The following is a 19,041-nucleotide window of genomic DNA, read 5'->3' on the forward strand; positions in this document are numbered from 1 at the left end:
TCGCAGTCGTTCTCCAGGCCAAAGCCGACTCCGGTGCGGTCACGCTTACCTGGGAAGAGACCGGGGCGCAAAGTTATGACCTCTTTTATTCCACGGCACCCGGTTGCGATATCGAGAACTACGCAAGCTGCCCAGGCGGAAGCATGGTGGCGGGAGTGGAATCACCGTACACCGTCACAGAGCTTAGCAATGGTCAGAACTACTGGTTCCATGTGGAGTCGATCGCTGAAAGCAGTCGAGCCCTCTCCAACGAGGCCGGAGCAAGGCCGGATCGACTGGTGCCCAATGGGGCTGTCCACGCCATTGCCCACGACGCCAGCGGCACCGCCTACCTGGGTGGAGATTTTACCCGTTTCGGTGTGCGCAGCGGCCACGGCGTGCGCTTCAGTGCAACAAGCGGTCATGCCAGGGCCTTTCCGCTCGTCAATGGCACCATCTATGACATCGTTGACGACGGCGACGGCGGCTTCTATATCGGTGGGAATTTCACCTCTGTGGGCGGCGCCCCTCGCAATCGTCTAGCGCATATCCGCGCCGACGGTACTCTGGGTGAGTGGAGCCCCAGCGTCGACCTATCAGTTCATGCTCTCGCCTTGGTGGACGACACCTTGTATGTGGGGGGGACCTTTACCAGCGTCAATGGGCAATCACGCAATCACCTGGCTGCCATTGGCACTGACGGCAGTCTGCACAGTTCTACACCCAATGTCGACGGTCACGTCTACGCACTTATGGCTGAGGGTGACACCCTGTACTTGGGTGGACGCTTTACCAGCATCAACGGACAAACGCGCAATCGCTTGGCCGCTATCGGCACCGATGGCAGCCTGCACAAGTGGACACCAAACGCCAACAGTGACGTCTATGCACTCGTGGCGGAGGGTGGCACCCTTTACGTGGGGGGGAGCTTCACCAATGTCGGTGGGCAGTCGCGCAACCATCTGGCAGCCATCGGTGCCGATGGTAGCCTGCTCGACTGGAATCCAGATGCGGACCGGAATGTCAACACCCTCGCGGTAGCAGACGATATCGTGTACGCAGGCGGAAGCTTTCACAGTGTTGGAGGACAGGAGCGTTATTTCCTGGCCGCCATCGGTACCGACGGCAGCCTGCGCGATTGGATTCTCGGTACGAACAGTGAAGTCAGAACTCTCGCAGCAGTAGGAGACACCATATACGTGGGTGGAACATTCGGTACCGTATACACGTACGACAGTTTCGGCACAGTTAGCGGACAACCCCGTCGTCACTTGGCCGCAATAGACAGCGATGGCAGGCTGCTCGATTGGTATCCGAGAGTCAACGACGATGTCATCGCCCTCGCGGTGAGCGGCGACACAGTGTACGTGGGCGGAAGCTTCACTAGTATTAAGGGACAATCGCGTAATCACTTGGCAGCAATAAGCAATGACGGCCGCCTGCTCGACTGGAACCCGGATGCAAACTTCGCCGTCAATGCCCTCGTTGTAGACGGCGATACCGTATATGCAGGCGGGGCATTCTCCTCTGTTAGTGAGCAGAAGCGCTACCGATTGGCCGCCATAGACACCAGCGGCGCTCTTCTCGACTGGGCCCCCAACGCAAACGGCTCCGTTTACGCTCTCGCAATGGCCGGCGATACCTTGTATGTGGGCGGTGATTTCACCAGCGTGGATGGACAGGCGCGCAATCATCTGGCCGCCGTAGGGACCGATGACAGCCTGCGCGACTGGAGCCCAGATGTAGACAAAGCTGTCCAGGCCCTCGCAGTTAACGGCGATGTCGTCTATTCAGCAGGTAGCTTCACCAGCATCAATGGACAGACGCACAAAAACTTGGCCGCCATAGGCACCGATGGCACCCTGCACGACTGGAATCTGGATACTGATTTATCTGTTTTCGCCCTCGCGTCGGCCGGCGATGCCGTATACGTAGGAGGCGCTTTCCAGAGTATCGGCGGGCTACCCCGCAGTCGCCTGGCCGCCATCGGCGCCGACGGCAGCCTGCGCGACTGGAATCCGAGCGCCAGTGGTACCGTCTACAGTCTCGCGCCGGCCGGCAACACCCTCTATGCGGGAGGAACTTTCAGCGCTATCGGCACGCAGCAGCGAAAAAGGCTGGCCGCCATAGGCGTCGACGGCACCGTACAAGACTGGACTCAGGGTACAGATAAGTCCGTCAACGCCTTGGCAGTGTTTGGTGACACCGTCTTTATAGGCGGGCATTTCACAGGTGTCGCCGGCGAATTTCTGCCCCATTTTGCAACCCTACCGTCGGCTCCGACAGGAGACTAACCAAAGCCCCAGCCCCGGCACGCCGCCGGGGCACTGAGCTCGCCCGCTTTAACGAATACCAGTGCCTAGCTCTATCTAAGCCCCTCGTCTTTCTTTCGTTTGAGCACCGCGATGTATCGTATCGCTTTGAGCAGAATCCCCAGGAAATGCACAGATCATGAGCCATGGAACTATCGGGCGATGACAAAGGTAATCGCTCACCGGTGCAGGCCTGTCCGGAACTGTACAATTACTATCAGCAGGTGCGGGAGGGGAACGACAGACAGGTCTAGATCAATTCAGACACAGGGGTACAAAAATCCGGTTCCTCCGAGGTCGGCCCTTTTAATTTTCTAGAGCGGTTGTAAAATTTCCCGCTTACAGCCCCATTTTTCTCAACGGATACCATCCGAATACACTGGGGTGAATAGGTGGTACATTTCTTAGCTCAAAGTGCGGATCAGATCACTTAATGGTCCACCCCGGTAGATATCGCATCTTCCATTTAGTTAAAATCTGTAGCGAACTGTCACAAGCGTGACAGGGAAACTGCCAGGCAACCCCAGTTTGCCCAGCATTTCAGCCAAGCGAAAGGTTGATTACATCTTCTCCAGATACAGCCGACTCGATTCTTTTGACAACAAGCGGCCCTCTGACAGCAGAGTTTATCGCCTTCCGCCTGCAGACACTGCAGTTTCGCCAAGCACACCGATTAACAAATAATAATCGAATAATTACCTTAAATTAAAAACAAGTACCGAGCCATCATAAGACACCGGTACGGCAACACTGTCGAATGCACCCTACACAGCCAGTTGAAAAGGAATAGCGCGATGACAACCAGCAAAAGTATCAACCAGGGTCTTGCGGGCCTTACCGGCAAACTGCCGATACTACTTCTGACCGCCATGCTGGCCGCCTGCGGCGGGGGCGGTGGTGGAAATGACGGTGGAGGTGGTAGCAGTTCCAGCAGTAGCTCTGGCGGCGGCAGCTCCAGCAGTAGCAGCTCCGGCGGCGACGTCGATACACAGCCCCAGGCAGTCGACGATACCGTCACCGGTGACGAAGACACCGATATTGTTATTGATGTGCTGCAAAACGACGATTCTGGTGAAGATGGAATCAGCACAGTGGCTGTGAAGACGGCGCCCCAATACGGCCAAGCGACGGTCAACGACGCCGGCACACCCGGCGACGCGACTGATGACACTATCACTTATGTTCCCAGTGTAGATTTCAATGGCAAAGACAGCTTTACCTATGAAATCTCCGACACAGATGGAGACGTTTCCGAAGCGACGGTAACGGTCACGGTGACACCCACCGCCGAGCTATCTGCGAGCGCAGCGGCAGGCGGTGACGGCACCAATCCGAAGATGCTGAAGATAAGCTGGACTATCGATGTGCCCGTCGACCACTATCGGGTCGAAGTCAACTCGGATGGAAGCTCCGGTTTCACCGACTCAGGATTTGAAGACATAGCAGGCGATCAGACTGAGGTGGAATTCGAGGTACCCCTGCATCTAACGCTCTGGGAAAAAGCTCGCCTGCAACTGATTGCATTAGATAAGGACGAGCGTATTATTGAGCGTTCGAATGAAGTCGCCTTGGATAACGTGGATACTAGGTCCATGATCGGTTATTTCAAAGAAGCCAGGCTTGACGCAAGTGAAGTAGAAGCTGGGAGATGGATCGAATTTGGAGCGAGCGTTTCTGTATCAGCAGATGGCAGCGTGATAGCTGTCGGCGCCCCATTTTATGATCCTCCTGATTTACCGGTACAAATGCGACTTGGCGGGGTTTTTGTATTTCATAAAGGCTCATCAGGGTGGACACCATACCTCAAAGATGAAGAGCCTCTAATGAGCGACCTTTCCGTTAGTGATGAGCAATTTGGTCGCGTTATCTCCCTAAGCTCCGATGGAAAACTAATGGCGATAGGACTACCGACTTCCTCTCGCTCTGAGACAGGTTCAGACGGGAAGAACCGCGGTGCCGTGCAGCTTTTCTATTTTGATGAGAGCAGCGAAGAAGGTGAGTGGAAATTTCTATGGGGAAAACATAACCCAATAAATAACGGAAGTTTATATGGGGATTCTATTTCACTATCAGGAGACGGTCATACACTTGTTGTAGCTGGAGGTGTTGGAGATCTTGACGATCCCGCTATAGTCGAAATTCTGAGCCTTAATGATGCCGGAGATATAGTCGACAGCAGGACACTTATTTCTGATGATAGTGGCTCATCGTTTTTCGTTTCTGTTTCAAATAGTGGAGATACTATAGCAACTGCCTCTAGTCACGGCGTCTATATTTATAGCGCGGAGGATGACTACAGCAGTCCTGAAAGTGTGTCTTCACCCCAGGTGGAAGACGGGGACTACTTTGGATATGGGGTAAGCCTTTCCGGGGATGGCCTATCAGTCGCTGTTGGAGCCCCTGGAGATGACACCTCTATTCCAGGAGTTGATTCTGCCCACGACAACCTTCTGGAGAATTCAGGCGCTGTATATGTGTTTGAAAAAACTGGGACTGGATGGGAACAGTCGGCCTACATCAAAACATCACACCCTGAAGAAAACATCTACTTTGGTGACGTTTTGGCATTTTCGGCAGATGGAAAATATTTGTCCATAGGGTCCAGTGAAGGGGGCGACAGTACCGCTGGCACCGGTATAAATCCGCCTCATGAAGGAACTGCCGAGAATTCCGGCGCTGTATATACCTTTTACAAAGATGGTAACACCTGGTATCAAGCAAATTTCGTTAAAGCACCAAATACCGGGGCTTACGATGGCTTCGGAGCTTCTGTCGCACTTTCCGCAGACGGGAGTACAATGGCAGTTGGTGCCCCTTGGGAAGCGAGCAATACCACCGGTATCGGCGGCGATCAAGAAGATAACAGCAACCCAAGTAGCGGCGCGGTATATATTTACTAAGCGATCGAATCTGCTTGTGATGCTTAGCTAACCTGGCAAAGCCGTTAAAGAAAGGGTCGGCTCTCACGAGTCGGCCCTTTTATTTTCTATGAACTGGACCAAATCGGAAAGATGTCCAGATCATGACACTGTAAGTCTATAGCGATCAGCCTCCCACTTCCGCGGGCGCCAGCGCTGCGCGCTTGCGCTCTTCCTCAGTGGAATCTTCACTCTCTTCCAGCTCAGCGGATCTGCCTGGAAGCCTTTCCTCATCGTCAGGCGCCGTAGAGTTGGCCATAGGAACCAGCTCCTCGCCCGCCAGGCGCATCTCCGGCGTATTGACCGCGTCCACACCGGTACTGTAAGGGTTGACCGCACTGAAGATACCCGGATCCACCTGCGCAAAATCCTCCACCGCATTCTGCACAGCCGACTTGAGGCCTTGGGCAGCCTGAGCCCCGGCAACGGACTGCAGCTCGTCACCAGTGGCGGTAAAGGCGGGAATCTGACCGATAAAATCCGGCTCAAAGTAGCTGATGGATACGATATCCACCGACTGGGAGGCATCCATGCGCAGCGGGTTGATCGCGCTGCCGATTACGGTCCACTGCTGCAATTCGGAGCCCAGCCGCACGGTGCCCGCCGTCAGGTGGGTATCACCGTAAGTCTCGGCGGTAAGGCTGCCGAAGCCCGCGCTGTCGATGGTTATATTGCCACGGCCGGCATTGATTTCGTCGATTACCAGATCCTTTTCGGCCAGGACTGAAATATCAATATCGTCACCGGAGGTGTGGATATCGAGCGTATTCACATCGGTCACAATATCTACGTTGCCGGCAACGACCAGCTCTGCGCGATCCGCCTGCAATTCCCCACCAATGGTTCCAGTGCCCGTACTGTTGATGGTGATATCACCACTGCCGTCGTACCCCAGACGCACACCGCTGTCGGCAAACAGGATACCGGCGCCGTTGCGATTGAAGGTGGCAGAGCTATTGCCACCATTTACGAAAGTAAAGTTCTGGTCAGTTTCCAGGGACAGGCTGCCGGTATTGTTGTCCAGCCACTCGAAGCCGGAGAACTTGAAGTTGCCCACCTGGCTGCTGTTGCCTGTAATCTGCCATGTTTTGTCGGCCACATTGAACTGGAATTCGTCATCACCACCGCCGCCACTGAGCAGTAGGCTTTGGCTGCTGTCAGCATCGACCTGCAGCAGGTCATTGCCCTCGCCCAAGGACAGGGTTTCCAGGCCGGTTCCGGCCAGCAGGACCCTGTCGTTGCCGGCACCGGTATCGATTGCCGTCAATTCACCGCCGGAGAGGGCGAACTGGTCTGCGCCACTGCCGGCCACAATCGACTCCACGCCGTTGAATACCAGCGACTGGCCGCCGCTGCTGACGGTTCCCTGCGCGGCACTCAAGGTCCACTGCGCGTCTATATTGGCACCGCGCAACACGTCGAAACCGCTGCCGCCGGCGAAGCTGTCCAGGCCGGCAAAGGTAACTCCAGCCACAGCCAGGGTATCCAGGTTGCTAAAGGCATATTCGGTGTCGATGTCCTGGCCCGCGTAGGAACCGGCGTTGCTCACCAACTCCAGATCCTGGAACAGCACCGTCATGCTGTTGACCGCGGCCCGGGCACTGCCGTCGACCAGCGCATCGCCGCTGCGCACCGAGGTCCAGCTGGCACCGCTGGAGTTGACGGTATCGGCGCCCTCGCCCGCAGCCACGGTTTCGATACCACTGAAGCTGATAGCGGCGACGCTGATGTCGCCACTATCGGCGAGCTCGAACTGGTCCGCGGCCGCGGTGCCCTGCAATAGGTCGCTGCCGCCGCCGGCCGCCACCCGGGCAATGCCCTCGAACGCCATACCGGCCACACCTAGCGCACCCTCGCCCGCCAGGGCAAAGGTCTCGCCGTTGGCGGTGCCGCGCAGGAGTGCATTGGCGGTGATAACCCGGTCGATACCCGACAGCTCGACGCCGTTGACCGACAGTTCGCCATCGGTGCCGGTCAACTGCCAGTCGCTGGCGTTGCTGGTTACGGAATCTCCGATATCGGCACCGGCTGAGACCCGGCCGACTGAGGAGAAGTCGATACCGCGGACACTGAGCGCCTGTCCGGCATCGCTCAGCACGAAACTGTCGCTGGCGTTATTGGTGGCCGCATCGACCAGCACATCGTTCCCACCGACGGTTTCGATATTCGAGAAGTCGATACCCGCCGCCGCGGCGCTGCCGTTTTCGACTCCCAGTACCCAGGTCTCCCCATCGGCGGAGTTAACCAGGTCCGCGCCCGTACCGGCATCCACCTGGGTAATGGCGGTGAAAGTAATACTGTTTGCGGTCACCTGGTTGTTGGCGGTAATCGTAAATTGATCGGCGGAGGAGGAACCGGTCAATACGCCATTGCCACCGCTGGTGGTCTCCAGGCTGGTGAAGTCGATACCGGCGTGGTTCAGTGCATTGTTACTTCCGCTCAGCTGCCAGGATTCGGTATCCAGGCCGACCAGATTGTCGCTGCCACCCGCGGCGGCCACAGAGTTAACGTCCTCAAAGCGTATGCCGTAGCTGTCCAGCTGGTTACTCGCAACCACGGAGAACTGGTCGGCGCCGTCGGTGCCGGTGAGGGCGCCGGTACCGGTCACCCTATCGATATTGGTAAAGGCAATCGAGCCGGCGGTCACCGTCTGGGTGCCGTTCAGGACGGCGGAACCGGGGGCGGCGAGCACGTCGGCTCCGCCTCCGGCATCCACGGCAACGAGACCACTGAAGCTGAGATTCGTGGAGTCGATACCCAGCGCGTCCGCGGCCGTCATGGTGAAGCCCTCGGCGCCACTGGTTGCCACCAGGGTCGCATTCTGGCCGACGAAGTCTTCCAGGCCGGTAAAGACGATACCGTCGTGGGTGACGGAGGCACCACTATTCAACTGGTAGCCCAGGCCACTGCGCCCCAAGACGCTGTCGTTGCCACCCCCCGCATCCAGGGAATCGGCCCCGGAAATTGTCAGGCCATAAATGCCCAGGGTGCTGTCGGCGAGCATCTGGAAGCTGTCGTCGCCGCCGGTAGCGACCAGATCCGCGGCGGTGAGGAGGTCGAAACCGCTGAAGCTCATACCGCTGGTCGAGAAGGCGCCGTCGGCGCCACTCAGGGTTGCGGCGGCGATCGCCTGCAACGAGTCGTTACCGGTTCCGCCGCTGATATCGGTCAGATCACTGAATGTCATGTTGTCGACGGATACTGTGCCGACCGCAGCGACTGTGTAATTGTCGCCACTGGCGTGCCCGGACAGGACACCGCTGCCGCCGCTAAAGGATTCCACGGCGTTGAAGGTGATCCCCGCGTGCTCGGTCTCGTCACTGTTTGCGGTCAGGGCCCAGGCCTCGGCAACAGAGCTGCTGACAATGTCACTGCCAGCACCGGCGGCAATATTGGTAACGCCGCTGAAGTCCATTCCCGCGGCGCTCAATGCGCCGGTGCCGGTAATACTGAAGGTGTCTGCACCGCTGGTACCGGCCAGGGCAGCCGTGACGGCATCCTCGAAATGATTGAATAGCAGTCCGCCGGCGGCCAACTGTTTGGCGGTGCCGGTCAGCGCCAGCCCGGCGTCAAAGGCGCTGGCATCCAGTGAGTCGTTCCCGTCCAGTGCGTCTACGGCATTCAGGTCCAGGAAGGTCATGCCGAGCAGGTCGACCGATCCGTCGGCCAGCAGCGTGAAGCTGTCGTTGCCACTGGTACCGATCAGGCCGGCACTGCTGGCACTCAGCAGCTCCACATTGCTGAAGGTGATGCCGCTGTTCCTGGCTGTGGTGTTACCGAGCGCGGTCCAATCAGCACCGGCGAAACCGGCGACAGTATCGTTGCCTCCCCTCGCGTCCACACTACTGATATCGCTAAAGGCAATCTCGTTCGCGATCAGCGCATTGGCACCGGTGACCGCAAAGCTATCGGCAGCATCCGAGCCTTCCAGACTGCCACCGGTTACGGCATCGACACCGGTGAAGTCGATTCCACTGGTCCGCGCTTCCTTGGAATTGCCAGTCAGGGTAACGACACCCAGTGCCGCAACCGTGTCGTTGCCCGTAGCGCCACTGACGCTATCCAGGCCGCTGAAGCTGATACCGGCAGCATCAAGACTGTTGGCCGCGGTGATGGTAAACAGGTCTGCGCCGCTGCTGCCGGCCAGTGCCGAGGAGACCGCGCTCTGGATATTGCTGAAGGTGATGGAACCAGCGCTCAGTTGGTTGTTCGAGCCGGTGAGAGCCACACCCGCCGCATAGGCGCTGGCATCGAGGGAGTTGCTGCCGGCCAGACCATCGACAGCATTCAAGCCACTGAAGGTCATGTTGTAGATATCGAGATCGCCGCCAGCCTGCAGCACGAAGCTGTCGTCTCCGGCGGTACCGATCAGTCCTCCGTTGACCGCGCTCAGCGCCTCCATATTGGAGAAGGTGATACCGTTGTTGGTCGCCTCATAATCGACACCGGTCAGTGTCCAGTCGGCGCCGTCGGCGCCGGTAACACTGTCGATGCCTCCCCTGGCATCCACACTGCTGATACCACTGAAGGCGATTTCGTTGGCCGTTACTGCATTGGCACCGGTAATGACAAAGGTGTCGGCATTGTCGGAAGCCGCCAGACTACCACCTGTGACTGCCTCAATTCCGGTGAAGTCGATACCGCTGGTTCCCGCTTCACCATTGCCACCAGTCAGTTGGACAACACTCAACGCACCAACGGCAACGGTGTCACCACCCATACCGGCATTGACACTGCTGAGGCCACTGAAGCTGATGCCGGCGGCATCGAGGCTGTTGGTGGCGGTAATGGTAAACAGGTCTGCGCCGCTGCTGCCGGCCAGCGCCGCGGCCACCGCGCCCTGGATATTGCTGAAGGTGATGGAGCCCGCGTTCAACCGGTTGTTCGTGCCGGTGAGGGCCACGCCAGCCCCATAGGCACTGGCATCGAGAGAATTGCTGCCGGCCAGACCATCCACGGAGTCCAGGCCACTGAAGGTCATGCCGTGGATACCGACTTCGCCGCCGGCCTGCAACACAAAACTGTCGTCGCCGGCAGTACCTATCAGGCCCCCGTTGATCGCAGTCAGCGCTTCCACATTGGAGAAGGTGATGCCGTTGTTGACCGCCTCATTATTGGTAGCGGTCAGTGACCAGTCTGCGCCGTCGGCACCGGTAACACTGTCGTTGCCCAACTTGGCATCGACACTGCTGATGCCGCTGAAGGCGATTTCGTTGGCGGTTAACGCTTTGGCACCGGTAATGACAAAGGTATCGGCATTGTCGGAAGCCTCCAGGCTGCCACCGGTCACGGCCTCTATTCCAGTGAAGTCGATACCGCTGGTCCGCGCTTCCTTGGCACCACCGGTCAGGGCAACTACACGCAGCGCCGCTACCGTGTCGCTGCCCACATCGGCGTTGACGCTGCTGAGGCCGCTGAAACTGATTCCGGCAGCATTGAGGCTGTTGGCGGCGGCGATAGTGAACAGGTCTGCGCCGCTGCTGCCGGCCAGCACCGAGGCCACCGCGCTCTGGATATTGCTGAAGGTGATGGAGCCAGCGCTCAGTTGGTTGTTCGCACCATTGAGAGCCACGCCAGCTCCGTAGGCGCTGGCATCGAGGGAATTGCTGCCGGCTAGGCCGTCCACGGAGTCCAAGTCGCTGAAAGTCATGCCGTTGATGCCGACACCACCACCGGCCTGCAGTACAAAGCTGTCATCGCCGGCAGTGCCGACCAGCCCTGCATTCACCGCGACCAGAGTTTCCACATTGGAGAAGGTGATGCCGTTATTGACCGCCTGATAGTCAGTACCGGTCAAGGTCCAGTCGGCGCCGTCGAGGCCGGTAACACTGTCACTGCCCAACTTGGCATCGATAGTGCCTGTGATGCCGCTAAAGGCAATATCATTGGCGGTTATCGAATCGCTGCCGGTAACAACAAAAGAATCGGCCAAATCTGAAGCCACCAGACTGCCGCCCGTAACGGATTCAATATCGCTGAAACTGATACCACTGCTATTGGCCTCCTGACTGGTGCCAGTCAGAGTCACTGACCCCAATGCCGCAATCGAGTCGCTGCCGTCGCCGCCGTCGACACTGGATATATTGGAGAAGCGGATACCGATAGTATCCAGTACATTATCGGATACCAGGCTGAAGTTCTCATCGGATAGTGAGCCGAATAGTGCGACGGAGGCTGATGCAGTAGCAGACTGGATTCCGGAGAATCCAATGCCGCTACTGGTAAATCCATCTCCAGATTCAGCCAAGTACACATCGGAAATAATATTAACCGTGTCACCACCGCCGGCGCCATTAAGGGTGTATAGGCCGGAGATGCTGAGCCCTGCCACATTCAGGCTATTAGAAGAGGTTATGGTGAATACTTCAGGGGAGTTGGTGCCGCTGAGAGCGCCGACAACCGCACTTTCGATATTGTTAAAAACAAGCCCGTCGGCATCTAACTGATTGTTGGCTCCATTCAGTGCCAAGGATTGGGAATAGGCGCTGGCATCGAGAGAATCCACACCGTCGAGGCCGTCTACAGAGATCAATCCTTGGAAAGTCATCGATCCAATGCCAACGTAACTATCCGTCAATGAAAAGCTATCATCGCCGGTGGTACCCAAAACGGAAGAGCCTAGTGACGAGAATGTCTCCACACTGTCAAATAGGATTCCACTAGCTTCGACTTTATCGAGATCAATCAAAGTCCATACGGTTTCATCTTGTCCGACTACAAAATCCGAGCTAGTTCCACCATAGACGCCAACCAAACCAAAATGCTCTGTACCATCCTCTTCTCTAATAGCACCATTTCCGATAACGGTTACAGTTCCCGTATCAGAGTCCATATCGAAATTGGAATTATCACCATCCGTGGAGTAAATACTGCCAAACCAAATTCCGTTTGCCGTAAAATTCCCTTTCCCACGCTCGTTTACAATATTCCCAAAATATACAAGCTTATCTTTATCCGAAGACCCTCTCGCATATACATACAACACGTCACTAAAATCAATATTTGCAACTCTAAGGCTATTATCACCGGTTGTAGTGAAAGTCTCTGTGGAACTTGTTCCGTACAGAGTTTCTACAGCGACCGCCTCTACATTTAAGAACTGAAGCCCATCGGCGGTCACAGTTAGGAGCAGCAAGTTGTTGGAACCATCTCGGGTTAGGGATAAACCGTCCGAATACGAAATTGCATCTAGAGAATCAATTCCTTCGCCAAAATCTACCGAATCTACCCCACTAAAGGTCATGTTTGCGAAGTAGACGCTGCCGGTCGAATTGAGAACAAAGCTATCGTCTCCCGAGGTTCCAATAAGACTTGAATTGGTCGCACTGAAATCTTCCGCATTGACAAAGGTAATACCATTGCTTTCCACTTGAGTGGTGCTAAGCAACGTCCATATTGAACCATCGGTACCGCTAATACTGTCAGCACCCAGCTTCGCATTGATACTGCTGATCCCGCTAAAGGCGATGTCGTTGGCCGTGGCCGCATTGGTGCCAGTGATGGTATATGCATCTGCACCGTCCGTACCCTCCAGGCTGCCGCCGCTGGCGGCTTCTATGCCGGTGAAGAGGATGCCACTGGTACTGGCTTCGCCGCTGTTTCCGGTCAGAGCCACTACATCGATAGCAGTAACAGTGTCGCTACCGAGATCGGCATTAACGCTGCTCACTCCACTAAAGTTGATACCCGCCGCATCCAGGCTGTTGGCGGCGGTAATAGTGAAGGTGTCCGCACCGGAGCTGCCGGCCAGTGCCGAGGCCACCACGCTCTGGATATTGCTGAAGGTGATGGAGCCATTGCTCAGTTGGTTGTCAGTACCGGTAAGGGCAACCCCCGCCGCGTAGGCACTGGCATCGAGGGTGTTGGTGCCGCCTGCACCATCCACAGAGTCCAGGCTACTGAAGCTCATGCCGTAGGTACCGACATTGCCACCGGCCTGCAGCACGAAGCTGTCATCGCCAGCGGTACCGATCAGACCGCCATTGAGGGCGGCCAGTGCCTCCACATTGGAGAAGGTAATGCCGTTGTTCTCTGCCTGATTACTGGTGCCGGTCAGTGTCCAGTCAACTCCGTCGGCACCGGTGACGCTGTCGCTGCCCAACTTGGCGTCGATACTGCTGATTCCGCTAAAGGCGATATCGTTGGCAGTGACCGCATTCGAGTCGGTGACAACAAAGATATCCGCAACATCAGACCCTTCCAGGCTACCTCCGGTGACGGTTTCTATACTAGAGAATGCGATACCACTGGTGCTCATCTCACCGCTATTGCCGGTCAGGGTCACCATCGCCAAGGCTCCGACAGTGTCACTGCCAAGACTCGCATCGACAGTGCTTAAACCACTGAAGCTGATACCCGCTGCATCCAGGCTGTTAGTGCCGGTGATAGTGAAACTGTCCGCGCCGGAGCTGCCGGCCAGCGCCGAGGCCACCGCGCTCTGGATATTGCTGAAAGTGATGGAGCCATTGCTCAGCTGGCTGCTGCTGCCAGTAAGGGCCACACCCGCTGCAAAAGCGCTGGCATCAAGGGAGTTGTTGCTGCCGCCTGCGCCATCCACAGAGCCCAGACCGCCGAAGCTCATGCCGTAGATATCGACATTGCCACCGGCCTGCAGCACAAAGCTGTCGTCGCTAGCGGTGCCAATGAGGCCAGCGTTGACTGCGTTTAGAGCCTCCACATTGGAAAAGGTAATGCCGCTGTTCTCTGCCTGATTGCTAGTTCCGGTCAGCGCCCAGTCGTAACCATCGGCACCGGTGACGCTGTCATTGCCCAGCTTGGCATCGACACTGCTGATTCCGCTAAAAGCAATATCGTTGGCATTAACCGCATTCAATCCAGTGACAACAAAAGTATCCGTACTATCCGACGCCTCCAAGCTGCCGCCGGTGACGGCCTCGATACTGGTGAATGCGATACCGCCGGTACTCGCCTCACCGCTATTGCCGGTCAGGGTGACCACCGACAGAGCCTCGACAGTGTCGCTGCCAAGGTCGGCATCGACACTGGTTACACCACTGAAGTTGATACCCACCGCATCCAGGCTGTTAGCGCCGGTGATAGTGAAGCTGTCAGCGCCAGAGCTTCCGGCCAAAGCCGAGGAAACGGCGTTCTGGATATTGCTGAAGGTGATGGAGCCAGCGCTCAGCTGGTTGTTACTGCCGGTAAGGGCCACACCCGCTGCATCGGCGCTGGCATCGAGAGAGTTATTGCCACCCAGGCCGTCCACAGAGTTCAGCCCACCGAAGCTGATGCCCGCGGCATCAAGACTATTAGCGCCGGTGATAGTGAAGCTGTCCGCGCCGGAGCTGCCGGCCAGCGCCGAAGCCACCGCGCTCTGGATATTGCTGAAGGTGATGGAGCCATTGCTCAGTTGGTTGTCAGTACCGGTAAGGGCAACCCCCGCCTCGTAGGCACTGGCATCAAGGGTGTTGGTGCCGCCTGCACCATCCACAGAGTCCAGGCTACTGAAGCTCATGCCGTAGGTACCGACATTGCCACCGGCCTGCAGCACGAAGCTGTCATCGCCAGCGGTACCGATCAGACCGCCATTGAGGGCGGCCAGTGCCTCCACATTGGAGAAGGTAATGCCGTTGTTCTCTGCCTGATTACTGGTACCGGTCAGTGTCCAGTCAACTCCGTCGGCACCAGTGACGCTGTCGCTGCCCAACTTGGCGTCGATACTGCTGATTCCGCTAAAGGCGATATCGTTGGCGGTGACCGCATTCGAGTCGGTGACAACAAAGATATCCGCAACATCAGACCCTTCCAGACTGCCACCGGTCACGGTTTCGATACCGGAGAACGCGATACCACTGGTGCTCGCCTCGCCACTGGTGCCGGTAAGCGTTACTGCGGCGATGGCCGCGACTGTGTCACTGCCCAGATCTGCATTGACATCGCTTACCCCGCTGAAGCTGATGCCCGCGACGTCGAGGCTATTGGCGGTCGTGACAGTGAAGGTATCCGCACCGGAGCTGCCGGCCAGCGCCGAGGCCACCGCGCTCTGGATATTGCTGAAACTGATTGAGGCTGCGCTCAGCTGATTGTCAGTACCGGTGAGAGCCACTCCGGTCGCATAGGCACTGGCATCCAATGAGTTGATCCCGGTCAGACCGTCTACAGCGTTCAGACTATTAAAGGTCATGCTGTAGGTATCCACACTGCCATCGGCATTCAGGAAAAAGCTGTCGTCGCCGACAGTGCCAATCAGGCCGGCATTTACAGCAGTCAGCGTCTCTACATTGGAGAAGGTGATACCGCTGCTTTCCGCTTCGTAATCGACACCCATCAATGTCCAGTCGGCACCGTCTGCGCCGGCGACACTGTCATTGCCCAATTTGGCATCGACGCTGCTGATGCCGCTGAAGGCAATATCGTTAGCAGTCAGTGTATTGGTGCCGGTGATCACAAAGGTATCCGCGCTGTCCGACGCCTCCAAGCTGCCACCGCTGGCCGCTTCGATACCAGTGAAGAGGATGCCGCTGGTGCTTGCCTCGCCGCCGTTGCCGGTAAGGGTTACTACGTCGATGGTCGCGACTGTGTCATTGCCCAGATCTGCATTGACCTCGCTTACCCCACTGAAGCTGATGCCCGCGACAGCGAGGCTATTGGTAGCTGTGACAGTAAATGTATCCGCACCCGAGCTGCCGGCCAGTGCCGAGGCCACCGCGCTCTGGATATTGCTGAAGGTGATCGCAGCGGCATCCAGCTGGTTGTCACTACCGTTAAGGGCAACGCCCGCTGCGTAGGCGCTGGCATCCAATGAGTTGGCGCCGCTCGCACCGTCCACAGCGTTCAGGCCGTTAAAGGCCATGCCGTAGGTACCCACACTGCCATCGGCATTCAGGACAAAACTGTCGTCGCCGGCAGTGCCGGTCAGGCCGGCATTGACTGCGGACAGTGTCTCTACATTGGAGAAGGTGATACCGCTGTTTTGCGCTTCGTAGTCGACGCCGCTCAATGCCCAGTCGGCACCATCTGCGCCGGTGACACTGTCATTGCCCAGTTTGGCATCGACGGCGTTGATACCGCTGAAGGCAATATCATTTGCTGTCAGCGCATTCGAACCGGTGACGACAAACGTATCTGCATTGTCAGACGCCACCAGGCTGCCGCCGCCGGCGCCTTCGATGCTGGCGAAGAGGATACCGCTGGTGCTCGCCTCACCGCTGTTGCCGGTCAGGGTTACTACATCAATAGCAGTAACGGTGTCACTGCCGAGACCTGCATCAACATTGCTTACCCCACTAAAGCTGATGCCTGCGGCATGGAGGCTATTGGTAGCCGTGACCGTGAAAGTATCCGCACCAGAGCTGCCGGCCAGTGCCGAGGCCACCGCATTCTGGATATTACTGAAGGCAATCGCAGCAGCGTTCAGCTGGTTGTCACTGCCGGTAAGGGCAACACCCGTCGCGTAAGCACTGGCATCCAATGAGTTGGTGCCGCTCGCACCGTTCACAGCGTTCAGGCCGTCAAAGGCCATGCCGTAGGTACCCACACTGCCATCCGCATTCAGCACAAAACTGTCGTCCCCGACAGTGCCAATCAGGCCGGCATTGACCGCCGACAGTGTCTCCACATTGGAGAATGTAATGCCATTGCTCTCTGCCTGATTGTTGGTGCCAGTCAGTGTCCAGTCGATACCATCGGCACCAGTCACACTGTCATTCCCCAGTTTGGCATCGATGGCGTTGATGCCGTTGAAGGCAATATCGTTGGCAATAACCGCATTCGATCCGGTAACGACAAAGGTATCCGCGTTATCAGACGCCTCTAGGCTGCCGCCGCTGGCGGCTTCGATACCGGTGAAGAGGATATCGCTGGTGGCCGCCTCGCCACTGTTACCGGTCAAGGTCACAACTTCGATGGCAGTGACAGAGTCGTTACCGCTTCCCGTGTCCACTGTCTCGACGGCCTCAAAGGAGATATTGCTAGCAAGAGTGAAGGACTTACTGCCGTCGACAACCAGAACATCATCCGCAGAGGTCAGGATAAAGCTATCCAGTCCGGCACCGCCGGTAATACTGCCATTACCCGCAACAATCACAGTCCCCAGCGTATTTGTGGTGTCCGCACCACTGCCGCCGACACTGAGGGAGAAATTATTGACGTCAACAGTGCCATCGCTGGTAAAGGAACCGCCTGCGATCATGGACAGATCGCCCGTGGTAGAGGAGATGGTTACGCCATTTTCAATGCGAATACCGCTGAAGGAATCCAAGGTGAGCTCTGTTGCGGCACTCCAGCTTAAACTGCTGGATACGCGGATGCCGTCGGCATAGTCGGTCTCTGGATCCCCGTCATCGGTAATTGTCTGGCCGGTTCCGGATGCGGTATTTGCATCGGTTACCGCAATGGTGACATTGTTAGAGTCGAGGGCAGTCTGGAGGCTGGTAACGGAAATGCAGTTGGTTGAACAGCTGTCGGAGATATCCAGCCAGCCCGGATCCAGTAGCCACTCGCCGGTTTCCCCCCCTGAGAGGCTCAAGGTGGACACAAACATGGTGTCCTCACCCAGCCGCAGATTGACCTTGCCGGAAGTCTCGACGAAACCGCCGTCACCGCCGAGCACGCCGGACTCGGCGCGGATACTGCCGGCGAAATCGGTACTGTCGTCGGCCCAGACGATCACCGTGCCGCCGTCACTGTTGCCGATACCGCTCGCGTCTATATCGGCTTCCGCGGTAACCGCTGTGGTTTCGGCGTTGCGCACCTGGCTGTTCTTGCCCTGGTAGTCGCCGCCGATCAGCACTTCGCCGCCGCCGGCGGTACCGCGGGCATCGATATTACCGCTGACGGTAACCTGATCGCCCAGGATCTTGACCAGGCCGCCCCGGCCGTTGTTGCCGCGCGCGGCTATCTGGCCACTGTGGGTGGCGCTGTCGCCCTCGATCGCAACCTGGCCGCCGGTGCTGCCGGACGCGTCCAGGGTACCGCTGTTGGCCACGGTGCCGCCGGAGCCGGTCAGGCGAATGACGCCGCCGCTGGTGTCGATACCGCGGGCGCGCACTGTGCCTTCGTTGTTGACCGCGGAGGTGAAGAGGTCGCCGGACACCCTGGCTTCCATCAGTACCTGGGCGCCGTCGATGACGCCCTCGTTCAGCACGGCGCTGTCGACGCCGAGCTGGTTTTCCATCACTTCCTTGGTGATCTTGACCCCGATCATGCCATCGGCATCGAAGGTCAGCACCGCCTCGTCGGCGGCGGCGAGGCTGACCATTTCGGCGCTGATCAGGCCGCTGGATGCATTGGTGACCTGCTTGCCCACCAGCACCGCACTGGAAGCGTTGATCACACCGCGGTTGACCACGACCCCGGCACTGCCGTCCTGGCCCTTGAAGGCGAAGTTGCCGTTCATGAACTCGGCCGGGTCCATGTCCAGGCCGGAGGCGGTAATGGCGCGGACGTTGATGGTGGCGGTTTCGGTAAAGAGTACGCCGCGGGGGTTGGCGAGGATGACGTGGCCATTGGCCTCGATGGAGCCGCGGATCTCACTCGGACTCTGGTCGAGGATGCGGTTCAGTACTATCGAGGAGGAATCCGGCTGCAGGAACTTGACCAGCTCCTCTTCACTGAGGTTGAAGGAGTCCCAGTCGATCGCCAGAAGGTCCGTCTTCTGGTCGATAATGGTCGCCAGGTCCTTGGTATCGATGGTGCCCTCGCCACCGACCACAACACCGCCTTTCGGCGCTGCATAGGCGGCGGGAGCGGCGATCTGGCTGGCGATCAGCCCTGCATAGGCCAGCTGCCACACCTTGATGGCCGAAGTGAGTTTTTTCAGCTCGAGCGTCATTTTATTTGCTTTCATACCGGTACCTTGCGAAGAGCGTCCT

The 19,041-nt window shown here is 57.6% G+C and carries 3 protein-coding genes; 2 read left to right on the forward strand and 1 reads right to left on the reverse strand.

Translation table 11 applies throughout. The features are described 5' to 3' along the window. Positions 1-155 precede the first annotated feature (155 nt). Both AC6R19_RS03550 and AC6R19_RS03555 read left to right on the forward strand, forming a co-directional pair. Entirely contained in the window at positions 156-2,273 is a 2,118-nt protein-coding gene (locus AC6R19_RS03550) for a WD40 repeat domain-containing protein (RefSeq protein ID WP_500578161.1), read from the forward strand. A gap of 812 nt (positions 2,274-3,085) precedes the next feature. Beyond that, on the forward strand, positions 3,086-5,191 hold the full coding sequence (locus tag AC6R19_RS03555) for an Ig-like domain-containing protein (protein WP_500578162.1): 2,106 nt from the start codon (positions 3,086-3,088) through the stop codon (positions 5,189-5,191). 145 nt (positions 5,192-5,336) lie between these two features. On the opposite strand, the gene AC6R19_RS03560 is transcribed toward AC6R19_RS03555, so the two are convergent. Continuing rightward, positions 5,337-19,016, reverse strand: a complete 13,680-nt coding sequence (locus tag AC6R19_RS03560; protein ID WP_500578164.1) for a filamentous hemagglutinin N-terminal domain-containing protein — start codon at positions 19,014-19,016, stop codon at positions 5,337-5,339. Positions 19,017-19,041: the final 25 nt, after the last annotated feature.

This window comes from Microbulbifer sp. SE14 (assembly GCF_059834885.1).

Coding starts and splice junctions, on each gene's coding strand:
- AC6R19_RS03560 (WP_500578164.1), bottom strand. CDS start 19,016: ATGAAAGCAAATAAAATGACGCTCGAGCTGAAAAAACTCACTTCGGCC.
- AC6R19_RS03555 (WP_500578162.1), top strand. CDS start 3,086: ATGACAACCAGCAAAAGTATCAACCAGGGTCTTGCGGGCCTTACCGGC.